This is a genomic window from Labilibaculum sp. (assembly GCF_041595635.1).
Classification (GTDB): domain Bacteria; phylum Bacteroidota; class Bacteroidia; order Bacteroidales; family Marinifilaceae; genus Labilibaculum.
Genome location: NZ_JBFHJW010000024.1, coordinates 28,025 through 54,215, shown reverse-complemented (window position 1 = coordinate 54,215; position 26,191 = coordinate 28,025). Strand labels below are relative to the sequence as shown.

Here is a 26,191-nt window from a genome sequence, read left to right as displayed (position 1 = left end):
TGGAGAAGATTTGAGCTATGAACTTACTTATGACTCAGACATGTTAAGTGGATCGGTTTCTAGTGATATTTTATCGCTTACATCGGAATCAAACGGACTTTCAACCTTTAGCCTTACAGCTTCCGATGCTCGAGGCGAATCGGCTACAATTACTTTTGAAATTATGGTCCGCGACGATGATGAGACAATAGATATTTATCCCAACCCTGTTACTGACATTGTGAACTTTAGAATGGGCGAAGATGTGGACGGAACGTTAGAAGTAAAAGCTTACAATAGCAATGGCGTACTTGTTGAAACTCAGAATATAGATATTTCAACTTTTTCCCCTGCCAGCATGGATCTATCGAACTATTCGAGCGGAGAATATGAATTAAAATTAACATACAATGAAATAGAAATCACTGAAAACATTGTGAAATTATGAAACTAAAAACACTCTTAATAGTAAGTATTACCATACTATTACCAACTTATACTTTTGCTCAGGCTGGATCCTTTTTGTCTATCCCATTGGATAGTAAATCCATTTCGATGGGAAACACCTATGCAGCTAGTGCAAACAAAAATGCTATTTTCACCAATTTAGCAGCCAATAGCTTAGATAGTAGCAAAATCGACATTAGCCTGTCCTATCGTCCCTGGATGTCAGAATCATCGGACAACTACACAATTGGAAGTTTTTCGGCTGCTTATGCCATAAATAGCAAGCACCACATTTCCATAGGAGCTAGAAAATACAATTACCCTTCCTATTTGGTGACAGATGATAATGGAAATTCTGATGGAGAATATTCGCCTAAAGAAAGTTCAATTGGTATTGGATATGCATATCGATTATCCAAAAAAACTGCAATATCGGCAACGATCAATTACATCAGTTCCGATTTAGCGAATGCTTACGATGGCAACACCTTTAGTATCGATTTAGGCTTTAAAAGTTCCTTTAAGAATCTAAACTATGGTTTAATGCTACGCAATTTAGGATCCGAACTCGATTTTGGGGATTACTCCGTTGAATTACCAACCAGCCTAACTGCCGGAATTTCCTACAGTAAGTTGCTATCTGCCAATCACAAGTTTACCGCTAGTACCGATGCTTCCTACATCTCAACTGCCGATGATGAATCTGGTTTTGCCAATGGATTGGGAATGGAATATCAGTACAAAGAAAAAGTAGCCTTGAGAACTGGTTACTACCATGTAGATGAAGCTATTGGTCTGGACTATTTTTCGCTGGGATGTGGAACAAAACTAGGAGGATTCTCTTTTGATTTTGCCTGGCTACTTTCCAATAATGCGCTAAAAAATGATTATAGCCTATCATGCTCGTGGAATCTGTATAAAAGAAAAAGAACCAAAATTAATCAGTAATAACATCTCAAAAAAACAGAAAAAAGGCAGTTCCTAGTAGGTAGGAACTGCCTTTTATTTACGATCAAAATTTCTAAAATATGGAAACTAAGCAGATGGAATAGCTCCCATACCAAATACCATAGCCAAAAGAGCTACTGTTTCGATAATCCCCATGGCAGCAATATACATTCCTGCTCCCTGCTTATCGTCAACGGCTAAATTTGCACAAGCTGCAGCACCTAATTTCCCTTGCATAATTGCAGAAGCAGCAATAGCAATCCCAACAAAAAATGCCCAGATCATCTGATTCATGTAACTATCAGGATTCAAATTAGCTCCAATCATGGAATTCATAAAAATCATTCCATAAATTACCTGACTTAGGGGCATTCCAACCATCGCCAATGCCAAAGAAGGCAATTTTTTCTTCTCCTTAATGGCCTGTTTCCAAAGACCCATGGCTCCCAATCCCGCAATTCCTGTACCAATAGCCGAGCCAACGCCTGCAATTCCTAAACCAATGGCATGTCCGCCAAAACCTGTTACTACTGTCAATAAAGTCATACTATTAAAAATTTATAAATTTTTCTGATTTTTCAATTTAAAAGGCTGGTATTCATTACCCGAAAATTCCACGTTGGCATGACCAGCGTATTCGAGCATATTTAAACGCACACCGTGCACAATAACCGCCATTCCTGCAAGAATCATGTTTAATCCATGTCCTAACACAAGTACTAAAACTGCACTAATACCCGAGGCAACTGTGGTAATACCATCACCCAAAGCCATTTGATTAAAGCTGCTTGCCATTAAAACCGTTGATAAACCTACTGCATAAAGCCGTATGTAAGAAATAATATCCGAAAAGCCACTAATCACACTCAATGGCAAAGATCCTAAAGAAGAAAGTACGCCTTTAAAAAAGCTGGTTCCCGGATTCGAGAACAAAGCAATTAACACAGCTCCGCCAATAAACAGCCAGGGCATTACAGCGGGTGCAGCAATCCCCAATACCATTTGATCAACCACAAAATACAGTCCCCAAATAATGGCTACCCAACCCAACTGAGCAATTGCTTTCACGCTATTATTGTATTTCCAAGCCGTTTGCAAATGACCAATGGTCAGCTGAATGGCTCCTATGGAAAACATGAGCTGCTGAATAAAGAGACTATCGCCTCCGAAACTGGCCAACTTGTCTACTTTCAGATAACTTAACAATGGCAATTCAGCAATAGCCTGAGAACCAAAATAAGTTCCTGTTAGCACACCCCAAATCATAATAGCTGCCGAGAGTGTATAGATCAAATCGAACTCTATTTTTGCCTTAAATTTACCCTTCCAGTGCACCCCTAAAGTGATCAGTAAAAAAATCAATCCATAGCCAGCATCGCCCACCAAAATACCAGTAAAAAAGGTGAAAAAAATCATGAAGATTTTTGAAACATCAAGTTCCTTATAGCCAGGAACCAGTCCCATAAAATTCATCACCGGGCGAATTCGTTCGGCCCATTTCGCTGATTGAACCAAAGTTGGAACCTCATCTAAATCCTCTTCCTCTGGCTCTTCAATAATATAAGCCCAACTATTTTTTTCAGCTACAGCTACCAATTCGTCAACCGACTGTTCGGGTATAAACCCCTTCCAGCAAACAATCTGTTCGTCAATATTTTTACCTGCATAATGTACATTTCGAACATCCATGCGTCTGATCCGTTCCTGAAGAGCAGTTTCCAAAATATCTTTCTGTAAAGCAAGAATCTGCAACAAATTGCGGTTCTCCTCCTTTTGCAACTGATTTTGATTCACCAATTTCTGCAAATCGGTTAACTGATGTAGGGGAAGTTCAATTTCTTTAAAATCTAACTTTTCATTCGGATCTTGCGAAACGAAAACAATTTGATGCAGGTGATCTATTTTTCCAACTACCGATACATTCTCGCAATCCTGAATCTTTTTAAAATCCCTATCATCCAAAAGGTACAATCTAATAAACGCACCAACTCGTCTCAAGTCAGCAATCTCATTTATGGAAACATTTCCCCATTGCTTGTACCATTCTAATTCCTTATTTTGCTCTTGCTCCAACTTTTCAAGAGCCAACTCCTGCGCCTCTGCCTCCAAAACTTTTTCCAGCAAAGCAATTTCGCCTCTTTCCCGGTTTCTAAAATTTAAATCTGCTGGCATTTCAAGTTTCCGACTGTCCTTTTCCAAACAATTATCCAGAATACCAATGGCTTTCTCCAACTGCTTAATCCGCGCATCTACTCGTTCTATCGATACATCTTTAGCAGGCTGGAAAGGCATTACATGCATTACCCCCAGTTCTCCCAACAAGGTTAAATTGGCGTCAATATCTTCCTCCGAATTTGGCAAAAAAAGCACCAGCTTTTCCATCTTTGTAATCATAGCAAGGCCTCCTCCATTTTTTTCGTTTTCACCACTTTAGCAGTCGCAATGGTCAGTCGCTCATCATCCTGCAATTTCTGGCCAATTTTTCGAATGGCCATTTTTGCATTCGGAATGCGTCGGTTTTCGAATAGTTTTATCCGCGCACGCACTTCGAGTAATTCTTCCTCCAAGCATTCAATCTGCTCTTTCAAACAACCTATTTCAGCAAGTAGCTGAAGCTGTTCCTGCATCAATTCAATAGCGTCATCTACCCACAAAGGAGTATTTTCCGCAATTGGCATTCGTTTAAAATCAACCCCTTCGAATTGTTGCACACGAACGCCGGCAATATCAACCGCTTTGGTAATCACTTTATTTACCCAAATAAACTGATTGATGTCCACCCACGAATCACTCATCACAGCCAGCCAATCTTCTGCTTGCGCCTCATTTTTTTCGATGGCCGCATGTATCTGCTCAATTTTTTCGGCAATACTATTCACCGTCGCCATCAACGATTTCTCCATCGCCTCGAACAAAGGCAACATTCGCAAAGAAACCTTCAAAATTTTATTCTGTCGGGCTCGTTCGGTTTTAGTATATTTTATTTTCACTACTGCCATTACACAATCTCCTTTTCTTTTGCAGGATTAACAATCGATGCCAGCACCTGTCTGCCTTTCTTAACATCGAAGGAATCCAAACGTTCGAGAATCTGCAGTTTTAACTTGTAAACCAACACTCCGGTAAAACTAAAAGTTTCGCCAAACTCAAGATCGCCAAGTGCATCCCACTGAATTTTCAGCAACACCTTTTCACGCTCAAGCGGATTTTTATCAGCAAACGATTTGGGAAGCGTATGCACATTTGGTGTTTGCCCACCTTTTCTGGCTTTCCGGACCTCTGCAAGATCCGCCTTCAGGCCTCTCTCCAAATCCCAAAAGGAATTCATCCGGGCTTGCACATTTCGCCCATTCACATCCTGAAGATCCGTACTTTTCAGCTTCTCAAAATTCCTTTCAGACAACTGAGCTCCTGCTTCCTCATAAAATTCGGCAAGAGAAATGGGTGCAATTTGATTGTAATATAAAGTCGGCAAACTGCAAGTAAGATATACAGTTGACATGTCTATTGCTCCTCTGCGTTGGTGAGTAATTCAACTAAATTTTTATTGACAAGAGAAAAAACGGCCTCCTGAACATCCTTTGCACTTAACACAAATTGAATTCCGCTCTTCTCATCACAATTCACTGCAATTTTGGCTTCGCTACCTGGCAAAGCTTGTATTTCTACTCCTTTATTAACTGCATCTTTCAACAGGTAAGCTTCCATTTTAGGCACTAATTCCTCTGAAATGGCAATTTTTTTATTCCCTGGAATGTTCGCAAGCACAACAGGTAGTAATTCTGACAGGTATTGTTCTTTGGTGAAGAAATTTTCGCATTGCTTTCCAAAAGTAGACTGCAAATGTTTAAGAATAGCGATTTTTGTTGCCTCAATTAAATCACGAGAAGCCTGCGTCAAAGCAGCTTTCGCATTTTTTTCAAATTGAACTGCATTTGCCTTTGCCTCTTGAATAATTTGGTTGCTTTCCAATTTTGCTTTAACCAATAGTTCTTCGGCCTCTTTTTTACCAGCCTCTACAATTTTCTGTTTTTCCTCTTGACCTGCTTTAATCCCTTGCTCTTTAAGCTTTAAAACGATTCCCTCCAGGTTTTCTTTGGTCTCTTTCATTCTTTTATTTTTTAGGCTAACTCCTTTTTCTGCATGTTACAAACCCCAGTACTGATCCGTTAATTTTTTACTCAAGCCAGTTTCTATAGGATCAAAATGCCTACGCAACACATCCCAGCACAAATCTAAAGCAGCTTCAAGTTGCATTGGTTCTCCAAAAGGTTCCTCTATTTGCTCGATAAAATCTTTTCGATATCTCAATAGTTTCTGCGAAAACGCATCATTTGCAGCTCCTACTTCGGCAGCCTCGTAAGCTTTTTCTGCATCAGCAAGCAAGGAAGCCATTGCCGTCATAATAGCGCGATGATCATTTCGGGTTCCTCCATTTACCTGCTGCTTCAGTCGGGAAAGAGAACGGGCCAATTTCAATTTTCCATTTTCCAGGAAGAATTGTCCTTCGGTGATATAACCTGTATTATCAGGAACCGGATCTTCCAGCGATTCCATAGTGGTAGCTCCAATAATTGTAATAGAACCTGCTCCATCGATATCAGCAGCAACCTCGTATCTTTTGGCTAATTCTGAATACAGTGAACCTGGATATCCCTGCAGAGAAGGAATCATATCCTGATAATTTGCCACATTTCGCAGAATATTCGACCAATTGGTCATATCGGTAAGTAAAACCAACACATCTTTTCCCTGATCGGCAAATTCGCGAGCAACACTAAGTGCTACATCTGGTAACATCAATCCTTTAATTTGAGAATCGCCGGCCAAATGAGAAAACATGATGGTTTTATCCATATTTCCCGATTTTGAAAGCTCATCTTTGAAGTAATGATACTCATCGAATTTTAAACCTATACCTGCAAAAATGATAATATCAGCCTGTGCACCCTGTGCAATCTGCGAAAGCAAACGGTTATAAGGTTCGGTGGGACCAGCAAAAATTGGAATCTTCTGCGATTTCACCAATGTATTAAATACATCAATCATTGGAATCCCTGTCCACAAAGGCTGTTTAGGTACCAAACGTGTTGTTGGATTTAAGGTATCCAAACGAGTCGACAAATTCTTCTCAAATAAAATATCCGGTCCACCATCACTCACTTGCCCCGCTCCATCGAAACTTCGTCCCAGCATTTTATGTGAAAAACCAGCCGTTAAAGGCAGCTCATGCATTCTAATCTTTGTTTTGGTACTCAATCCCTGTGTTCCATTAAACACCTGAAAACGAGTTGAATCTTCAGTTATACCAATGGCTTTTGCGAAGGAAAGAGTTTGATTTGTATCGGCTTCGAGCAACTCAACCACATGATTCAGAGCCACACCCGGATTTCCCTCTACAGAAATCAAGGCTTTTCCAACTTCGCTAATCTTATTAATTTCTTTTCGTATCATTATGCGTATTGTTCTTGTAAAACAAAATGTTCGATCTGTTCAGGTAAACTGGCTAATTCTGTTTCGCTTTTGGCATTTGAATTCCAATCCTTCCACCACAAACGAAGCCGGTCGAACTCAGTTTTAATCTGCTCTTTCAATTCTTCGTCCTCACCTTCGCCATTGGAAAAATGAATCGGCGTCTCAATTAATTTTTGAACCGCCTTATTGATTATCTGAAGTCTTTCGGGACGAGTACAGGCATCCAATTCATGAAAAGCATCCTGCTGCAACACGCAAAAATCAATGGTTTGTCCTTTTTGATACAACACATATTTTTCAACGGGCACTTTTTTCAGGCCAATGGTACTAATGGTCTGATCGATATCGTTGGCTTCCTGCAAAGTCTTCACAATCTGCTCGCGATCTTCTTTCGATATAAAACTATCGTACACCGAATTGGTATAAACCAAAGGATCAATGGCCGGATATTTTTTAGCATCAGCACGATCTTGCGATAGCCCCCAAAAACCGCCTGTTGAATCCATGGTTGCCTGCGTTACTGGCTCCTGAAAGTTTCCTCCTGCTGGCGAAACCGTTCCAATAAAAGTTAAGGATCCACCCGAAGCAGTATCAGCTCCTGCACGTTGGTACATTCCTTTAATCTGATCGGGAATATCCATTGGAAAAGCCTCTGGTCCGGGAATATCTCCCTGTCGACCACTTCGTTCGCGAAGAGCCTGAGCCCATCGGGAAGTTGAATCAGCCAATAAAATAACATTGTATCCCTGATAGCGGTAATATTCTCCCACAGTTAGCGCAATAAATACACTCGCTTCACGCGCGGCTACTGGCATTGAACTCGTATTTCCAAAAATACACATCCGATTCATTAAGGATTCACCTGTTGAAGGATCGGCTAGTTCTGCAAAATCTTTGAATACTTCAACCGCTTCACCTGCACGTTCGCCACAAGCCGCCATGATAATAATATCAGCAAGAGCGTACTTACAAAGTGTATGCTGCATAACGGTTTTACCCGCTCCAAAAGGTCCAGGATTTCCAACCGTTCCTCCGTAAGCAACCGGAGCTAACAAATCAATTACCCGCACACCTGTCGAAATTGTTTTATTAGGAATGGAACGTTGCATAAATGGAATAGGCGACTTAACCGGATGGCTAAAAACCAATTTCAACTCATGTTCTTTACCATGTTCATCGATTACAAGAGCAACAGTTTGAGTTATATTAACCCTACTACTCTCAATAATTGTATGAACTTTGCATTTTCCAAAATCAAAAGGAACCAATATTTTGTGATCGAAACGTCCTTCAGGAACCGAACCTATGACCTGACCTCCACAAACTGAATCGCCAGGTTTTACACTTGGTGTAAAATCCCATAATTTCTCTTCATCAAGCGCAGGAGCTTTCATTCCTGGTTTCAAATAACTATCCTGCTCACTTAAAGGATAAAGTGCATTCTGAAGACCATCCCAAATACTGGTTAGCAAACCCGGACCTAAAAGTACCGAAAGAGCTTTTCCCTTAAATACTACTAAATCTCCTATTTTTGCGCCTGTTAAATCCTCAAAAACTTGCATCTCAACAATACCAGCCTTGGCATTTTTTGGATCAGAAGCAACCTGTAGTACTTCCGCCTGCAAAAATTTACCCTCTACCAAAATTTCAGCAGTTTCGCCCATAATTACGTTCTCGAAAAAACGTGCTTTCACCAGCGAATCCTGAATCGATATAAGAGATCCTGTTCGTTTACTGTTACTATTCATTGTTAATTCATTAAATTCTCACTAAGAATCTCTAAACTTTTTACACTATTAATGTTCATTTAGTTCATTTTAAACAAAAAAATTGAGCCTCTGATAAAAAATCTAAATTTATTCACATCAGATTCTTAATCTCAAACTTCAATATATCATTAAATAAAATGGATTGTAAATATCACTACTCTCTACTGGTCGCAAATATTTGGAAAAACAAAAACAACCTTAGAGATTCATTTCTGTTGGATCAAAACTAATTAGTTTTACATTATCTTGTTCGATTGTTATATATATTTTAATTTTATTTAGATTTTTTAACTTTTGGGATCAAAAAATACTATCAAATAACAGATCCAATCATCTGAAAATGGCAAACAAAACGATAATTAAAACCATTACTGCTCTAACTTCAAAGCTTCACTCCTAATAAGAAACACGTAACAAGCAATATTTAGGCAAAAGACTAATATGTGTGAGTTCTACATTTTCATTCAATAATAATGAAGAAGGAATTAAATGTTTAAATAGTCCTCAGCTATTCTAAGAAACCGCACAGCAACATTTCAAATCTTAATTTTTTTTTGCTGTGAAGCCCCTATTCTTTCTTTTTTAGAATTCAACTAAATAAGGAACGTCCTTTTCTTACTCCAGAATCAAACTCAAATAATATCTACTTCTCTAGATCAAGACTACATCAGTATTTCCAGTCTTTCCCTTTATGTATATCCATCATTTTACAAACGGTCAACAAATTGATTAACTAGTCTAAAAATCAAGTGTTATTTGCTTTCGATATAAAAGCTCGTTATCTTCGTGTTCGAACACGATTTAAAGCGATTACTAATGAATAAGATTCATTTTACTCATAAAGCAATCGATTTAAACTTTTTTTTCACAACGACCGTGTTCGCAAACGAATATACAGATAACAAATATCTAAGAGAATAAAGTATGAAGAAGTTTTTAGATAAAGATTTCATATTGGAAACAGAAACAGCAAAGAAATTATACCATGAATTTGCTGCAGACCTACCAATTATCGACTATCACTGCCACATTCAGCCGCAAGAAATCGCTGAAGACAAACAGTTCGATAATATCACTCAAATTTGGCTAAATGGTGATCACTACAAATGGAGAGCCATGCGGGCAAATGGAATCCGAGAAGAAAAAATCACTGGAAAATCCTCATCCGATTGGGAGAAATTTGAAAACTGGGCAAAAACAGTTCCTTACACTCTTCGAAATCCATTGCATCATTGGACACATTTGGAATTAAAAAAACCTTTTGGTGTTGATAAACTATTAAATCCATCAAGCGCTAAAGAAATTTGGGATACCTGCAATGCTCAACTACAAACTCCCGAATTTTCCTGCAAAGGTTTGATTCGAAAAGCCAACGTAGAGGTAATTGGAACGACCGACGATCCTGCCGATTCCTTAGAATACCACAAAATAATTAAAGATTCAGGTTTTGAAACCAAGGTTGTTCCTTCGTGGAGACCCGACAAAGCGATGGCTGTTGACAATACTTCTGAGTACAATGCCTACATCGATAAATTAGCTCAGGCTGCAAAAATGGAAATCAAAAGTTTTTCAGATTTGATTTCGGCACTTCAAAAACGTCACGATTTCTTTGCAGAAATGGGCTGTAAAGCTTCCGATCATGGTTTGGACCAATTCTTTGCTACTGACTACACAAATGAAGATATTACGGCTATTTTTAGTAAAGTACGAAATGGTCAAGAATTGTACGATGAAGAAATCTTACAGTTCAAATCGGCAATGCTATATGAATTTGCTGTTTTAGATCACTCAAAAGGCTGGGTTCAACAATTCCATGTTGGCGCCATTCGAAATAACAATACAGGAATGTTTAATAAAATCGGTGCCGACACTGGCTTCGATTCTATTGCGGACAAATTGGTAGCTGAAGACCTATCGAAATTCCTAAACCGATTAGCAACAGAGGAAAAACTAACCAAAACTATTCTTTACAATTTAAATCCTGCTCACAATGAAGTTTATGCTACCATGATGGGCAACTTCCAGGATGGAGAAATTGCAGGGAAAATTCAGTGGGGATCAGGATGGTGGTTTTTGGACCAAAAAGACGGAATGGAAAAGCAAATGAATGCGCTTTCGAACCAAGGTCTACTAAGTCATTTTGTGGGAATGCTTACCGATTCCAGATCATTCTTAAGCTACAGTCGCCACGAATATTTCAGAAGAATTTTGTGCAATCTGATTGGTACAGATGTAGAAAAAGGGCTTATTCCTTACGATGAAAAACTTCTTAAAGAAATTGTGCAGGGAATTTGCTATTACAATGCAAAAAATTATTTCAACTTTTAATCAAACAAAAATATAAAATGAACAAAGTAGTAACCTTCGGAGAAATCATGCTTAGACTTGCAACTCCTGGATATGCAAGATTTTCTCAAACAGATAAATTTAATGCAACCTATGGTGGCGGAGAAGCAAATGTTGCCGTATCGCTGGCAAACTATGGCTTGAATGTTGATTTTGTGACTCGCTTACCTAAAAATGATATTGGTCGTGCCTGCATGATGGACCTTAGAAAATATGGTGTTGGTGTAGATCAAATTGTTTGGGGTGGCGATCGTTTGGGAATTTACTTTTTGGAGACAGGTGCCGTTAGCCGAGGTAGTAAAGTGGTTTACGATAGAGCCCATTCGGCCGTAGCCGAAATCGAAAGCGGTATGATTGACTGGGACAAAGTTTTCGAAGGTGCAAACTGGTTTCACTGGACAGGCATTACACCTGCCATATCGCAAGGAGCAGCAGATGTTTGTTTGGAAGCTATACAAGAAGCAAACAAAAGAGGAATTACCGTTTCTACCGATTTAAACTATCGAAAAAACCTATGGAAATATGGCAAAACTGCCGATCAGGTAATGCCTGAGTTGGTTGCTGGTTGCGATATAATCCTGGGAAATGAAGAAGATGCTGCAAAAGTACTCGATATTCATCCCGAAGGTGTGGATGTTACTGGCGGACACGTTGATGCTGAAGCTTACCTATCGGTTTCTCAACAAATCATGAAACAATTCCCTCGTTGTAAAAAGGTAATTACCACTTTACGTGGATCAATCAATGCCAATCACAATTCATGGACGGGTGTGTTGTACGATGGAGACAACTTATTTAAAGCGAACAACACCTATCAAATTACTCATATTGTAGATCGTGTAGGTGGTGGAGATTCATTTATGGGCGGCTTAATTTACGGATTAATTACCTGGCCAAAAGATGATCAGAAAGCATTGAACTTTGCAGTAGCAGCTTCCTGTTTGAAACACACCATTTATGGCGATTACAATCAGGTAAGCGTTGAAGAGGTAGAAAAATTAATGAACGGCGACGCATCAGGACGCGTAGCACGATAAATCATTCGGGATGAATTCAACTTCATCCCATAGCTTATAATTCATAAAATAAATTGAAATGGCTCAATTTTCTAGAATAGAAGTAGCAATTAAAATGAAAGAAACAGGCATGGTTCCTGTCTTTTTTCACAAAGATATTGAAGTTTGCAAACAAGTAATATTGGCTTGTTACAAAGGAGGAGCTCGCTTATTCGAGTTTGTAAATCGTGGCGATTTTGCTCACGAAGTTTTTGGCGAACTTATTAAATGGTCTGCCAAAGAATGTCCAGAAATGATATTAGGTGTTGGATCGGTAATCGATGCGGGTACCACTTCATTATACATTCAATTAGGAGCAAATTTTGTAGTTTCTCCAATCCTAAATCCAGAAATGGCAAAAGTATGCAACCGTAGAAAAGTAGCATGGTCGCCCGGATGTGGTTCCCTGACAGAAATCTCTTACGCAGAAGAATTAGGTGCTGAAGTAGTGAAAATTTTCCCAGGACAGCAAGTAGGAGGTCCTGACTTTGTAAAAGCCGTAAAAGGTCCTTTCCCATGGTCATCTATTATGCCAACCGGAGGAGTGAAGCCTGAAAGAGAGAACCTTACAAATTGGTTCAATGCCGGTGTTCATTGCGTAGGAATGGGATCGCAACTAATGGTTAAAAATGCCGATGGAACATTCAATTTAGAAGCCATAGAAGCAGCTGCAACCAATGCATTATCAATTATCAAAGAAATAAGAAAATAGATCGATGTTTATTGAGATGTATAATCTCGAATGAACAATCGTCTCGTTAATAATTAGAAAAAATGGAAACCAATTTAAAAAATAAAGTAGCGGTTGTAACCGGAGCTGGAGGAGTTATCTGCTCATCAATGGCAAAATCGTTAGCTGCAATGGGTGTAAAAACTGCCTTGGTAGATATCAATGCCGAAGCTGTTGAAAAATTAGCCCTGGAAATCGAAAAAGAATTTAATATTACATCTATTGGTGTTGCTGCAAGTGTGCTTGATAAAGACTCATTAATTGCCGCTAAAAAAGTCATCAATTCAAAATTGGGAAGCATCAATTACCTGATTAATGGCGCAGGAGGAAATTCTCCTCAGGCAACATCGGGAGTAGATCAAATGGAAGAATCTGATCTTGAAAACCTTGATCAAACTTTCTTTGGAATGAAAATGGAAGGTTTCGATAAAGTATTCGATTTGAACTTTAAGGGAACCATTCTTCCAAGCATGGTTTTCGCAATGGATATGATTGAAAACAAATCAGGATCTATCGTAAATGTTTCATCTATGAATTCTTACCGTCCATTGACTCGAATTGCAGCTTACTCGGCAGCCAAAGCAGCGGTAAATAACTTCACCCAATGGCTATCAGTTCATTTTTCGAAAATGGGTGTACGTGTAAATGCTATTGCTCCCGGATTTTTATTGACCAATCAGAATCGCTTCCTGTTAACTGATGAAGCTACTGGAGCACCAACTGCGCGAGGAGAAAAAATCATTAAAAACACACCAATGGAACGTTACGGAACCCCTGAAGAATTGCAGGGAACTCTACTCTACTTACTGTCTGACTGGTCGGCATTTGTAACCGGCGTTGTAATCCCTGTTGATGGAGGATTCAGTGCATACAGTGGCGTTTAATTCGCTTTTAAAATTTCAATAAAATATTAGGTTAGTATGTTTATGCGACAAAACAGAATAAGATTTCAATCACCTCCTATCTGTTTTGTCCATAACGAAAAACAAACATTATGTCACTAGAACAAACCTGGAGATGGTATGGTCCTAACGACCCAATCTCACTACAAGAAATAAAGCAAACTGGAGCAACTGGTATTGTATCAGCTCTTCATCATATTCCTAACGGTGAAACCTGGACTAAAGAAGAAATTCAAAAAAGGATATCCGAAATTGAGGCCGTTGGCTTACGCTGGTCGGTTGTTGAAAGTGTTCCTGTTCACGAGGATATTAAAAAGAAAACTGGCGATTACAAAAAATACATCGAGAACTACAAGCTAAGCATTCAGAATTTAGGTGCCTGTGGTATTGAAACCATATGCTACAATTTCATGCCTGTTTTAGATTGGTCGAGAACCGATTTGGCCTTTGAATCGGGAGATGGTTCAAATGCTTTACGATTTGATATGGATATATTTGCTGCTTTTGATGTTTTTATACTGAAAAGAGAAAATGCGCAAACCGATTATTCCGACGACATTTTGAAAAGAGCGGAAGCAAAATTCAAATCCATGTCGGCTGAAGAAATCGAGAAAATCACTAGAAACGTAATTGCTGGACTTCCAGGAGCTGAAGAATCATATACCCTAGAAAGTTTTCAGAAAGTATTAGATGGATACAAAGAAATTGATGCTGCAAAATTAAAGAAACATTTATTCGAATTCCTAAGCGAAATCATTCCTGTAGCAGAACAATCAGGTGTTCGTATGGCAATTCACCCCGATGATCCACCACGTGCCTTACTAGGCTTACCAAGGGTTGTTAGTACCATACAAGATGCTTTGGAATTGACTAAAATAGTAGATTCTGTTTCAAATGGAATTACCTTATGTACGGGATCTTTTGGTGCTGGTCATTTTAACAACTTGCCCGAAATGACAAAAATTCTTGCTCCACGAATTAATTTCGTTCACCTTAGAAATGTGAGTAGAGATGCGGAAGGAAATTTCTTTGAGAACTATTTATTTGATGGTGATATTGATATTCCTGCTGTTATGGAAGCTTTATTGATAGAAGAAAAAGAACGTAAAGAAGCTGGCCGAAAAGACTGGAAAATTCCTATGCGTCCCGATCATGGTAATAAAATGTTAGATGATCTTCCTAAAACCACCAATCCAGGATATTCCTTATATGGAAGAATGAAAGGATTAGCCGAGTTAAGAGGATTAGAACAAGGATTAATGGCCAGACTTAAGTAAAATCCTCACATTATTTATTTCGAAGATCATAAATTAGAATAAATCTTTAGCTCCGATAAGGCATGAAAAAAACACAAGTATTAACTAAGCTATTTTTAAGTATCATCACGTGTTTCCTACTGTTCAGTTGTCAGGAAACACAAAAGCATAAAACTTTAAAATTAGCACACGGTTTAGATCCAACACATCCGGTTCATAAAGCCATGTTGTATATGGCAGATGAACTGGAAAAAATATCCGATGGACAAATGAAACTGGAAATTTATCCAAGTGGACAATTAGGATCCGAACAACAATGTGTAGAATTAATACAATTGGGAAGTTTGGCTATCACAAAAGTTTCTGCCGCTGTTATGGAGGGCTTTACCAACAACTATCAAGTACTTGGTTTGCCCTACGTGTTTCGCTCAAAACATCATGCGTTTACTGTTTTAGATGGGCCAATTGGTGAGGAATTATTAGCCTCCACCGAAAAGTTCAATTTAAAAGGCTTGTGTTTTTACGATGCGGGAGCAAGAAGCTTTTATACCTTAAACAAAAGTATTGATAAGCCCGAAGATTTAGAGGGATTAAAAATGCGTGTTATGAAGAGCCAAACTGCCATGAGTATGGTAAAAGCCCTGGGAGGCTCTCCAACACCAATTTCATGGGGAGAATTGTATACTGCTCTTCAAAGTGGTGTGGTAGATGGTGCCGAAAACAACCCCCCCAGCCTTTATACTTCGCATCACTACGAAGTGTGTAAAAACTATTCTTTAAATGAGCATACCAGAGTACCCGATGTTCTAATTATCAGCACGGTTGTTTGGAATAAATTAAGCAATCAGCAACAAAAATGGTTGCAGGATGCAGCAAAAAAATCGGTGATTGAGCAACGCAAATTATGGGCTGCTTCGGAAGAAGAATCTTTAAAAAAATTGATAGAAAATGGAGTTGAAATCACCTATCCTAACAAAGAGAAATTTGCCAAACGCGTTCAAAGTTTGCTAGACTCTTATCAGGAACAGCCAGAATTGTATCAATTAATTCAACGTATTCAAGCAACAGAAGACTAATCATAAAACTTATGACATTCAAGAATCAATTAGATAGTATACTAGAAAAGATACTGATTAGCCTCATGAGTATCTTGGTGCTCGATGTACTTTGGCAAGTAATAAGCCGCTACGCATTAGCTTCTCCAAGTTCTTTTACCGACGAATTAGCAGGATTTTTACTCATCTGGGTTGGCTTATTGGGAGCGGCATATGTAGCTGGTCAAAAGCAACACTTAGCCATCGACTTGCTCTTGCAAAAATCATCACCAGCAAATAAAAAACACCTACTTCGTTTTATAAACATATGTATTGCATTGTTTGCTCTAAGTGTAATGATTATAGGCGGAAGTTGGTTGGTAATTACTCGTTTTCAATTTAACGTAAACTCAGCGGCTTTGCAAATCCCTTTGGGTTATATCTATCTTGTTTTACCACTAAGCGGATTAATTTTACTTTATTACTCAATTGTATTTATTGTTAAACCTTCAGAAGAATTAAACTAAATGGAATATATTGGAATTATTGTACTCATTGTATCGTTTTTATTCTTACTGATAGCCGGAGTTCCCATTGCATTCAGCATTGGTATATCTGGGATACTAACCATGCTTGTTAGCATTGACTCATTACCTGCATTCGCCACTTTTGCACAAAGAATGGCCACAGGATTAGACAGTTTTGCTCTTTTAGCCATCCCCTTTTTCATACTCGCGGGAAATATAATGAATAGTGGAGGAATCGCCATTCGGCTGATAAATTTAGCCCGCATTTTAGTGGGTCGCTTACCAGCAAGTTTAGCTTTTGTTAATGTATTTGCGAATATGTTATTTGGCGCAATATCCGGTTCCGCAGCAGCTTCAGCATCTGCCATTGGAGCCATAATGGGGCCTCAAATGAAGAAAGAAGGTTACGACGAAAGCTTCAGTGCCTCTGTTAATATCGCCTCTGCCACAACAGGTTTATCTATCCCTCCTAGTAACATATTAATTGTGTATTCTCTAGCGAGTGGAGGCGCCTCTATTACAGCTCTTTTCTTAGCAGGATATATTCCTGGAATATTAACAGGATTCGCTATCATGCTAACGGCCATGAGCATTTCAATCTATCAAAACAAAGGTGTTAGCGCAATGCTTACCAGTTTATTTAAAGTTTTTATTGGTATCGCACTTACCCTTTCTGTGATTTATGGACTAAATCTTCTAAAAGCAAGTTCTCCATCCGGATTTAAGGGAGTTAGCACCACTCTAGCCCTATTGGTAACTGGGTTTATTGCCTATAAATTACGCAACAAAGGAGCTGGTATTAAACGAGGACTGAAAATTTTATGGGAAGCCATTCCAAGTTTATTTTTACTGATTATTGTAATTGGGGGAATTATAGCAGGATATTTTACAGCTACCGAAGCTTCAGCAGTTGCCGTTCTTTACGCACTTGTTTTGAGCTTAATCTACAAAGAAATTACAGTTAAGGATATTCCAAAAATTATACTTGGATCGGTAAAAACTACGGCTATTGTGTTAATTCTTGTTGCAACCTGCATTGGTTTGTCCTGGATTATGGCATACGAAAACATACCACAGAATGTTAGTGCTGGTTTATTGGGACTAAGCGATAATCCAATTGTTATCTTACTTCTGATTAATCTAATCCTTTTATTTGTTGGTGTTTTTATGGATATGACTCCAGCTGTACTCATTTTCACACCTATCTTTTTACCTATTGTGGTTAATTTAGGAATTGATCCGGTACATTTTGGGATTATCATGGTTTTGAACCTTAGTGTTGGGCTTTGTACTCCACCGGTAGGTTCCGTTCTATTTATCGGTTGTAGTGTTGCCAACATCAAAATACAACAAGTAATTAAACCTTTGCTACCAATGTTTATAGCTATGATTCTATGTTTACTGCTAGTAACCTACATCTCTGATTTAAGCATGTGGTTACCCAAATCATTTGGCTTTTAGGTAGTAAATATTCATTTGATACACATACAACTCGACTTTATTTCTTCAATTGTAATTGTAAACTTTTCACTCAGGATGGAACTAAAATCTATTCTGAGTGCAACGTAAAAAGAATAAAATGGTAAAAATTCGTATTAAAGACATAGCCGAACAAGCTGGCGTTTCTGTAGGCACAGTAGACCGTGTTCTTCACAATAGAGGCGAAGTTGCCGAAGAAACCAGAAATAAAATTTTGGGAATTGCAAAAGCGAATAACTATCAACCCAATCTCATTGCCAGAGCTCTTACTTCAAAAAAGCAATGCATTTTTGCATCTCTTCTACCTACTCCTACCGAGGACGATATATTCTGGCAAAGCCCCTTAAATGGAATTTCTGATGCAGTAAGTGAATTGGAACAATTTCAAGTAAAGGTCAGTAAATTCTTTTTCGACCATTTCAACGAACAAGATTTTATCCAACAAACCGAAGCTATTTTAGCGCTCAATCCTGCTGGAGTTGTCTTCTCTCCTATCTTCTCAAAAGAGAGCTTAGAGTTCACTCAGAAACTTGAAAAAAAAGGAATTCCTTATGTTTTTATTGAATCAAAAATAGACCAAAGTAACTATCTGGCTTATGTTGGAAGCGATGGATTTTGTGGCGGAAGAGTTGCCGCTAATTTAATTGATTTTGGAATTCCTGAAAATGGAGATATTTTAATTATCAACCTAGCAAAAAACCTAGAAAATGTTCTTCGCTTAAACGAAAGAACACAAGGTTTTTTGAGTTATTTTATTGATAAAGGGAAAAATCAAGGTCTAAAAATTAGTGTTGAAATTTCAGTATCAGAGGCTGAAATAATTAAAGAAAAATTAGATTCGGTACTCGCTAACAATAAAAACATAAAAGCGATATTCGTCACAGGTTCGAAAGTATACAAAATTGCCCGATACCTTATCAATTCAAACATCAGTGACATCATCACTGTTGGTTTCGACCCAATCGAACAGAACATCAAATATCTAAAACAAGGTAGCATCAGCTTCATTATTGACCAACATCCTCACCAACAAGGATTTATGGCAATAAAGAAGCTTTTTGAACATGTTCTTCTGAACCATGAAATTTCAAAAGATGAATACTTGCCTATAGATATTATCAGTCAGGAGTCTATTCAACTTTACAAAGCTTTCTAATCAATCTTATTGAAGCAAATTGGGTTTCGATACATTAAAGCTGATCGTTCCAAATCAATGCAGCGGCACCTAAAACGGCAGCATCATCACCTAATTCAGAAACCTGTAAGGTAATTTTATTTTTATATAGAAATAGTAAATTTTTCTCTAATGTTTCACGAACAGGATCGAAAAGCAAATCACCTGCTTTTGATAATCCTCCAAAAAAGAAAATAGCTTTAGGACTTGTTATTGAAACCACATTAGCCAATGCTTCACCCAACATTTTTCCGGTGTAAGCAAAAACTTCCAAGGCAAGTAAATCACCTTTATTAGCAGCTTCGGCAACCATAGCGGCATTTAAATTATTAAAAGATACATCTTTTAAACAACTAGTATTTAAGTGTTTGGCCAACATCTTATAAGTAGTACGCTTTACTCCTGTTGCCGAAACATAGGTCTCTAAACATCCTCGTCTACCACAGCCACACTCTCTACCTTCTGGTCGCACAATTATATGCCCTACTTCGCCAGCAAAACCATCGTGACCGTAAAGTAAGTTTCCATTTACTACAATTCCACTACCTAAACCTGTTCCTAGAGTCACCACCAAAAAGTCCGACAAACCTTTAGCACCACCAAAAAGACGTTCTCCCAATGCAGCAGCATTAGCATCATTAGTTAACTTTACAGGAACCTTATAATGAGCCGTAATCTTTTCAACAATCTTCAACTTACCTTTCCAACGTAAATTAGCTGCATCGTCAATGGTTCCCGTTCTGTAATTTCCATTTGGTGCACCAATACCGATTCCTATTAAATTAAAATTGCTATTTTCTAATTTCAAATTTATAGTCGAAAATAACTCATTCAAATAATCATCAAAATGCTCATGCGTTTGTGTTGGAATACTTCCATTATCCCACAACTTTCCTTTTATATCAACAAATGCATAAGCTGTATTCGTTCCTCCTAAATCTATTCCTATTACTATATCGATCATTTCGTAACTTGTCTTTCTTTACTTACTATGTCTCCCTTAAACGAAAATAGGACCGAGGGAAACTCCCTCGATCCTGAGGTATTTATGTGTGGTACTTAAAACGGATTTTCTTCAACCGCTTTTTCTAAATCTTGTGCCATCGACACAAATTCATCGGCAGTCATTTCTTTTAAATACACCAATCCGTGTGTAGCTCGCACCAATGGGTGAGCATTTTCATAAAAGAAATTTTTGCCTAAAAGCAATTGAATTTGTTTGAGTTGTTGAACCCAAACCTTTTGGGTTAACTCATTAAATTTACCATCGTACTCGTAGCTAGGAAAAGATGCATTTACCTGACTCATGTAACTTTCAGTAAACGAATTTTCCATCACATCCAAAGCATTCAACGAAACAGGAACAATTGCATCGGCTTCGGAAGGATGATATTTAAACCAAACATTACGATAACCTATGATTTTCAAATTTGATAAATCTTCTTCCTCTTTCCACTCTTTAACCGCCCCAGCGATGGCTTGTAGTACTTTATAATGTGTATCAGGACCGCTTCCTTCTGGATCCATAGCCAAACTTATAATTGTCGGCTTGTGTTTTCTAAATTCTTCCAACACAGGAAGCATATCTCTATTTTTTTCAGGCAATTCGGTGAATACATCACCTTTATAAAAGCCCAAGCGTAAATGATGAACATTTTTGACAGGAGTTCCAAAATGAGCCCAAACCAGCTCCTCTTCAAACTCGCGAATCATTCCTTTCATCTTCTGTACTTCTGGAGAGTTTTTTCCTCCATCGTAACTATTTTCTAAATCAGCAATTACCTCAGCAATTACTTCTTTAAGACTCGATTTATTACTCACCTTCCAAACTTCAACAATAGAACGAATCACTCGATGACACAAACCTCTTCGTTTGCCATTCTCATTACGTTCTGCAACAGAATTTAGAAAATGGTAAACGTCTTTGTCCCACTTTTCAGCATATCCTTTCTCGAAAAAATCAGGATATTCCAACATCTGAATCTCTCCTTTATCAATAAAATTCTGACATTCTTTAAGTACACCAATCACAAATCCGTTGGTAACAGCGGTAAATCCTGATGTTAAAACAGAAAAATGAACGTCATTACTTGCCGAACGCATTTGCCGATTCGTGTAAGGCATAATTCCCAGCATAATATCATCATGATGAGGACCCGTATGATAAATTACCTCATCGGTATCTGCCTTCATTCCTTTTTGCAACTTCGCTTTTACCGTTTCTATAACCGATTTAACGGTATTTTCGTTCAAATTTGGAATTTGAGAAGTATATGGATCTGATTTTAAATCCTCAAGACTTAAATGATGACCATATTTATTAATTTTCTGACAAAGATCAATGATGGATCGTTCGGTTTTTGCCTCAGTCCAATCTCCTTCTTTGTAGTATTGATTTACACTATCGGTTAACTTACAGGCAGCACCAGTTGTCAAATAAAAACGACTGTTTTTCTGACGCTGAAGAACAGAAGCTGGATAAATAGCATCAGCTTCCGATTCCAAAGATCCTTTTACAATATCGGCTTTAGCTTCCCCTGCTGCAAAAATAATGGAAACGGCATCTGGATTGTGAGTGATTGTATCCAAACCAATGGTAATAACCAAACGATTTCTGGACACTTCAATTCCTCCCAAATCACCAGCTGCAACAGCCTGAGTTTCAAAATTTGTTTTTGTAAGTCTAGTTGTAGAATAATGATCAGATCCGCGAGTATTAAAAGCAATATGACCATCAGGACCAATTCCACCAAGGAAAAATCCAATGCCACCTTTATCGCGAATTTGCTTTTCGTATGAAGTACACCAATTATCGATCTTAAAGATTGACTTCTGTTGCATTTCCTCTACAACACATGTTGCCTCGCGGTATCGTAAAGACAAGTCAATATTATAATCCGGAAAAACCTCTAAAAAGTGCTTGTTATCAACCAAAGGAATTTCTTCGGAATTAATCAGTAATGAATTGGATTTATCCAAACCAAACCCTTCAATATAGTATTTCATCACATAGTTATAAAAACTATTGTGCTGACGTGGATCAATTGGATAAAACTCATCAATCTGTACAAACTGCAATCCTCTTAAATCGGGCTTAGACATATTTCCCAGCCCATATTGAGTGCGAATATCCAATCCTTTAGCTTGATTCCAATTCTCTAATAGGAATTGAGTATATTTAATGAAATACTCAGGAGTTTTACCAGTTGGCAAACTAATTACACCTTGTGGATTTTGCTCGGCCCATTCTAAAAAACGGAGCGAAGTCATCAATCCTAATTTTGGGAAATTATCAACTGTAACATAAGGAATTTTACTTGTGATTTCTGACATTCCCGACAACTCATGAAATGCTTGTTCTACTTTTGATGTAAACATAGTATCCATTTTTTGTTTCTATAATTTATTCGCCTTACTCTTTCAAAACACTTTTTCGCACGTGAAACATTGTTGTAGCACGCTTTACTTCTAATTCGTCAGTCTTAACGAAATTCTATTTCGTTCTAATTTCATGTCCTTTTAAACCATAATAAAGAATATAAAGAAAACAAGGAACACAAATCCAATATGCCGATTGAGCACCTACAGAATCCTTCATCAATCCGTAAATAGTTGGAATCAAAGCACCACCTACAATTGCAATTACCATTAAAGATGAGCCTGCTTTCGTAAATTTACCTAAATCAGTCATCGCTAATGGCCACAAAGCTGGCCACATTAATGAACATCCCAATGCCATAAATACAATGAAATAAATAGAATAAACTTCTGGAGAAAATACAACCATCAACGACCCAAAAAGAGCCAAAACAGCACAAATTTTCAAGGCAGTAGCTTGACTCATATATTTTGGGATTAGAACAGCACCACATATATAACCAATAACCATTCCGATTGGTGCTATCCAAGCATAATATTCAGGATTTGCCAAACCAAGACTAGTAGCATAATCAACTAATGTTCCTAACGACACTGTTTCAACCCCTACATATAAGAATAAAGCCAATACACCCAATAATAAATGAGGGAATTGCCATACGGAGGTTTTGCTTGCTGCATACTCACAAACTTCACCCGAATCTTCATCTTCACCAACAGCCTTAACCTCAGGAAGTTTAGCCAAAAGCGCTAATACTCCTAAAAGAACAAATACACCTATAATAATATAAAAAGGAATATTAATATCTGTTAGAGATACATTTTCCACCTCTTTTCCAATTATTAAGGCTAGAAACAAAGGAGCAATTGGCCAAGCCAATTTATTTGCAATTCCCATGTAACTCATTCGCTTAGCAGCGCTTTCAATCGGACCTAAAATCGTAATGTACGGATTTACAGAAGCTTGTAAAAACGTGTTTCCCATACCACTAACAAAAGAAGCCAATAAAAAAAGTGGCAAACTCTCCATTTTTGCAGATGGAATAAACAAATAGAAACCAAGCGCAAACATCAAGAAAGATAATGCCATTGTTTTCTTATAACCTATCTTACCAATAACCAAAGATGCTGGATATCCAAAAATCAAGAAAGCCGAAAAAGTTGCGGCAATTACCAAATATGATTCCGCCGAAGAAATATCCAAAGCTTTATTCAAAAGTGGAATGATGTAACTATTAATTCCTAGAGCAAATCCAATAGCAAAAAACATTACTCCAACAATGATAAGAGGTATCACATACCCTTTTACAACAGAATTGGCGTTTTTTTCGTCAAGCATAGTTTTATAATTATGAGATTAATATTTATAATTTCTATCGGTTATCTTATTTTTAAAACTTGGCATCATTTGTGGGTCAACCCAATTACAACAAGCATAATATCAATTTCCCTTTTTCGCTACTCAATTCTATGCACATAGCGTAGGCTTAAAAAGTTGATTCTCACAACAACTTCTGATCTAAAAACCATATTCCTTCCTAAATACTATAGGAAGGAAATTGAATTTTTAATTTCAAATAAGAAAACAACCATCCGTCTAACATCACCACTACTACAATGTCCCAATAAAATTAGAAACGACTGATGGTTGTTCTTACTTAAAACTGATTCCTAAAAGAACACTACTTCTACAAAAACTTTCAATACGAATTGAAAACCCAAAGGAATCAGCTTTCCTTACTAATCTAACCTATTACAAACACAAATATAAATATTTTCATTAACAACCCTACACTTTTGTAAATTATTTTTAAAGATGGGCAGATTCTCAATTTGATATTAATTTAATTCCCCTAAATAATTATTTACTTATGGTCGTAACACATTCCCCAAAAAGACATGATCAACACAGAAAAAAAAGAACCTCCCCTTCCATCAAAAGCATACACAATTTCAACTCTCAAAATCACATTCTTTATTTAATATGTCCCCTCTTACCTCTTAAAAATCCTTAATTCCCTATGTCTTTTTCTGATTATCTTTTCGGCTTGATGAAAAAATACTACCTTTAATGCTCTTGACGAAATAACACTAAAATTTAACGGAGGAATATTATAATGAGCAAAGAAATTTTAAGCCTGGAGCCTAAGGCTATTTGGGAAAACTTTTATTCATTAACACAAATACCACGCCCATCAAAACACGAAAGTGCCATACAGGATTTCATGATGAAATTTGGACAAGATTTGGGTTTGAAAACCATTAAAGATGCAACTGGAAACATCATCATAAAAAAACCAGCAACCCCTGGTTTCGAGAATCGTAAAGGGGTTGTATTACAAGGTCACCTAGACATGGTACCTCAAAAAAATGCAGATACCGACCACGATTTTGAAAAAGATCCTATTGAAACCTTAATTGATGGTGATTGGGTTACTGCCAACGGAACAACTCTTGGTGCCGATAACGGAATGGGTGTTGCCGCAGCTATGGCTGTTCTTCAATCGAAAGATCTTGAACATGGTCCTATCGAAGCTTTATTCACAGCTGATGAAGAAACCGGGATGACAGGTGCTTTTGGTCTTGAAAAAGACATTTTAGAGGGTGACATCCTTCTAAATATGGATTCGGAAGATGAAGGAGAACTATATGTAGGCTGTGCCGGCGGTATGGATGCCAACATCACATTCAAATACAAAGAAGATAAATTAGACAAAGGATATGTAGGCTATAAGTTGTGCATGAAAGGTCTAAAAGGAGGTCACTCAGGAATGGAAATCATTTTGGGGCGTGCTAACTCCAACAAACTTTTATTCCGATTCTTAAAGTACGCAACTAAAAAATTCAAACTAAGAATGTCTTCAGTAGATGGTGGATCCTTACGAAATGCCATTCCTCGTGAATCATTTGCGATTGTAACGATTCCCGAAAGATACACCGACAAGTTCCTAGCTGGCGTTGCCGAATACGAAGCTATTTACAAAGCAGAATTATCAGCAGTTGAACCCGATTTAGCTTTTTTCGCTGAGCCTACCGATACTCCAAAATACGTATTCAAAAACAAAAGTCAAAAGAATCTAATCAATGCAATATATGCTTGTCCAAATGGTGTTATTCGCATGAGCGATGCTGTTCCTGGATTGGTTGAAACATCTAGTAACTTGGCTCGCGTAGTTAGTAAAGATGGCGTAGTTTTCATTCAAGCCTTACTTCGTTCATCAGTAAATACTGCAAAAGAAGATTTAGGACAAGCAATTGTTTCCACTTTTGTTTTGGCTGGTGGAAAAGTAAAATTAGAAGGGGAATATCCAGGATGGAAACCAAATATGGATTCTCCAATTCTAAAAACTATGCAGGATATTTACAACAAAAAATATGGAAAAACACCTGAAATAAAAGCCATTCACGCTGGTTTAGAGTGTGGTTTACTTGGTGCTGCTTATCCTCATTGGGATATGATTTCATTTGGACCAACCATTCGTTTCCCTCACTCTCCTGATGAGAAAGTGAAAATTGATACAGTAACTAAATTCTGGGATTTCTTGGTGGAAACCTTGAAAAACATTCCCGTAAAATAACAGAGTAAAATTATAGATTAGCAAGGAACGTACTTTTGTGCGTTCCTTTTTTTATAGGGAAGGTCCCTGTCGGGATTTTGCTCTAGGTTCTCTTTCGGGCTTCTCACATCACCC

At 37.8% G+C, this 26,191-nt stretch carries 22 protein-coding genes; 12 read left to right on the top strand and 10 right to left on the bottom strand.

The genetic code is table 11. The features are described 5' to 3' along the window. Both ABYT26_RS09085 and ABYT26_RS09080 read left to right on the top strand, forming a co-directional pair. A partial coding sequence (locus ABYT26_RS09085) for a T9SS type A sorting domain-containing protein (RefSeq protein WP_372753072.1) occupies positions 1-427 on the top strand: 427 nt, incomplete at its 5' end. After that, the gene (locus ABYT26_RS09080; protein WP_372753070.1) at positions 424-1,374 is read left to right on the top strand and encodes a PorV/PorQ family protein; all 951 of its coding nucleotides are present in this window, start codon (positions 424-426) and stop codon (positions 1,372-1,374) included. The genes ABYT26_RS09085 and ABYT26_RS09080, both read left to right, overlap by 4 nt. An 87-nt stretch (positions 1,375-1,461) precedes the next feature. Here ABYT26_RS09080 and ABYT26_RS09075 read toward each other — a convergent pair whose 3' ends face one another. The 7 genes from ABYT26_RS09075 to ABYT26_RS09045 are packed head-to-tail and all read right to left on the bottom strand — an operon-like array spanning position 1,462 to position 8,597. Next, positions 1,462-1,920 (bottom strand): hypothetical protein, encoded by a 459-nt coding sequence (locus ABYT26_RS09075; RefSeq protein WP_372753068.1) that lies wholly within the window; start codon positions 1,918-1,920, stop codon positions 1,462-1,464. A 12-nt stretch (positions 1,921-1,932) separates the two neighbouring features. Beyond that, positions 1,933-3,756 (bottom strand): hypothetical protein, encoded by a 1,824-nt coding sequence (locus ABYT26_RS09070; protein WP_372753066.1) that lies wholly within the window; start codon positions 3,754-3,756, stop codon positions 1,933-1,935. Positions 3,757-3,764: 8 nt separating this feature from the next. Beyond that, positions 3,765-4,373 carry a V-type ATP synthase subunit D gene (locus tag ABYT26_RS09065; RefSeq protein WP_372753064.1) on the bottom strand — a complete coding sequence of 203 codons (609 nt, stop codon included), beginning with the start codon at positions 4,371-4,373 and terminating at the stop codon, positions 3,765-3,767. Continuing rightward, the gene (locus ABYT26_RS09060; RefSeq protein WP_372753062.1) at positions 4,373-4,876 is read right to left on the bottom strand and encodes a DUF2764 family protein; all 504 of its coding nucleotides are present in this window, start codon (positions 4,874-4,876) and stop codon (positions 4,373-4,375) included. Before ABYT26_RS09060 ends, ABYT26_RS09065 begins: the two co-directional genes overlap by 1 nt. A gap of 2 nt (positions 4,877-4,878) precedes the next feature. Next, positions 4,879-5,484: a hypothetical protein gene (locus tag ABYT26_RS09055; RefSeq protein ID WP_372753060.1), complete on the bottom strand. Its 606-nt coding sequence runs from the start codon at positions 5,482-5,484 to the stop codon at positions 4,879-4,881. Between the two features lie 36 nt (positions 5,485-5,520). Next, a complete protein-coding gene (locus ABYT26_RS09050) occupies positions 5,521-6,828 on the bottom strand; it encodes a V-type ATP synthase subunit B (protein ID WP_372753058.1) in 1,308 nt (435 codons plus the stop codon). Beyond that, positions 6,828-8,597 carry a V-type ATP synthase subunit A gene (locus ABYT26_RS09045; protein WP_372753056.1) on the bottom strand — a complete coding sequence of 590 codons (1,770 nt, stop codon included), beginning with the start codon at positions 8,595-8,597 and terminating at the stop codon, positions 6,828-6,830. Before ABYT26_RS09045 ends, ABYT26_RS09050 begins: the two co-directional genes overlap by 1 nt. 945 nt (positions 8,598-9,542) lie before the next feature. Here ABYT26_RS09045 and uxaC point away from each other — a divergent pair. The 9 genes from uxaC to ABYT26_RS09000 all read left to right on the top strand — a co-directional run bounded on the left by uxaC (position 9,543) and on the right by ABYT26_RS09000 (position 19,103). Continuing rightward, positions 9,543-10,946: a glucuronate isomerase gene (gene uxaC / locus ABYT26_RS09040; RefSeq protein WP_372753054.1), complete on the top strand. Its 1,404-nt coding sequence runs from the start codon at positions 9,543-9,545 to the stop codon at positions 10,944-10,946. Positions 10,947-10,963: 17 nt separating this feature from the next. Beyond that, the gene (locus tag ABYT26_RS09035) at positions 10,964-12,001 is read left to right on the top strand and encodes a PfkB family carbohydrate kinase (RefSeq protein ID WP_372753052.1); all 1,038 of its coding nucleotides are present in this window, start codon (positions 10,964-10,966) and stop codon (positions 11,999-12,001) included. Between the two features lie 58 nt (positions 12,002-12,059). Further along, entirely contained in the window at positions 12,060-12,731 is a 672-nt protein-coding gene (locus tag ABYT26_RS09030; RefSeq protein ID WP_372753050.1) for a bifunctional 4-hydroxy-2-oxoglutarate aldolase/2-dehydro-3-deoxy-phosphogluconate aldolase, read from the top strand. Positions 12,732-12,793: 62 nt separating this feature from the next. Further along, positions 12,794-13,633 carry an SDR family oxidoreductase gene (locus ABYT26_RS09025; protein ID WP_372753048.1) on the top strand — a complete coding sequence of 280 codons (840 nt, stop codon included), beginning with the start codon at positions 12,794-12,796 and terminating at the stop codon, positions 13,631-13,633. A 110-nt stretch (positions 13,634-13,743) separates the two neighbouring features. Next, positions 13,744-14,928 carry a mannonate dehydratase gene (gene uxuA, locus ABYT26_RS09020; RefSeq protein ID WP_372753047.1) on the top strand — a complete coding sequence of 395 codons (1,185 nt, stop codon included), beginning with the start codon at positions 13,744-13,746 and terminating at the stop codon, positions 14,926-14,928. A gap of 62 nt (positions 14,929-14,990) precedes the next feature. Beyond that, a complete protein-coding gene (locus ABYT26_RS09015; RefSeq protein WP_372753045.1) occupies positions 14,991-15,983 on the top strand; it encodes a TRAP transporter substrate-binding protein in 993 nt (330 codons plus the stop codon). 11 nt (positions 15,984-15,994) lie between these two features. Then, the gene (locus tag ABYT26_RS09010; protein WP_372753043.1) at positions 15,995-16,468 is read left to right on the top strand and encodes a TRAP transporter small permease; all 474 of its coding nucleotides are present in this window, start codon (positions 15,995-15,997) and stop codon (positions 16,466-16,468) included. Next, positions 16,469-17,929 (top strand): TRAP transporter large permease, encoded by a 1,461-nt coding sequence (locus ABYT26_RS09005; protein ID WP_372753041.1) that lies wholly within the window; start codon positions 16,469-16,471, stop codon positions 17,927-17,929. A 118-nt stretch (positions 17,930-18,047) separates the two neighbouring features. Beyond that, positions 18,048-19,103: a LacI family DNA-binding transcriptional regulator gene (locus ABYT26_RS09000; RefSeq protein ID WP_372753040.1), complete on the top strand. Its 1,056-nt coding sequence runs from the start codon at positions 18,048-18,050 to the stop codon at positions 19,101-19,103. Positions 19,104-19,137: 34 nt separating this feature from the next. Here ABYT26_RS09000 and ABYT26_RS08995 read toward each other — a convergent pair whose 3' ends face one another. The 3 genes from ABYT26_RS08995 to gluP form a co-directional block, all read right to left on the bottom strand. Beyond that, complete coding sequence (locus ABYT26_RS08995) at positions 19,138-20,085, bottom strand: ROK family protein (protein ID WP_372753038.1); 948 nt, start codon at positions 20,083-20,085, stop codon at positions 19,138-19,140. A 95-nt stretch (positions 20,086-20,180) separates the two neighbouring features. Further along, positions 20,181-22,499, bottom strand: coding sequence for a glucosamine-6-phosphate isomerase (locus ABYT26_RS08990; protein WP_372753036.1), 2,319 nt, complete (start codon positions 22,497-22,499; stop codon positions 20,181-20,183). Positions 22,500-22,614: 115 nt separating this feature from the next. Further along, on the bottom strand, positions 22,615-23,838 hold the full coding sequence (gluP, locus tag ABYT26_RS08985; RefSeq protein ID WP_372753034.1) for a glucose/galactose MFS transporter: 1,224 nt from the start codon (positions 23,836-23,838) through the stop codon (positions 22,615-22,617). A gap of 778 nt (positions 23,839-24,616) precedes the next feature. Between gluP and ABYT26_RS08980 the strand changes: the two genes are divergently transcribed. After that, the gene (locus ABYT26_RS08980) at positions 24,617-26,077 is read left to right on the top strand and encodes an aminoacyl-histidine dipeptidase (protein ID WP_372753032.1); all 1,461 of its coding nucleotides are present in this window, start codon (positions 24,617-24,619) and stop codon (positions 26,075-26,077) included. The last annotated feature ends 114 nt before the right edge of the window (positions 26,078-26,191 follow it).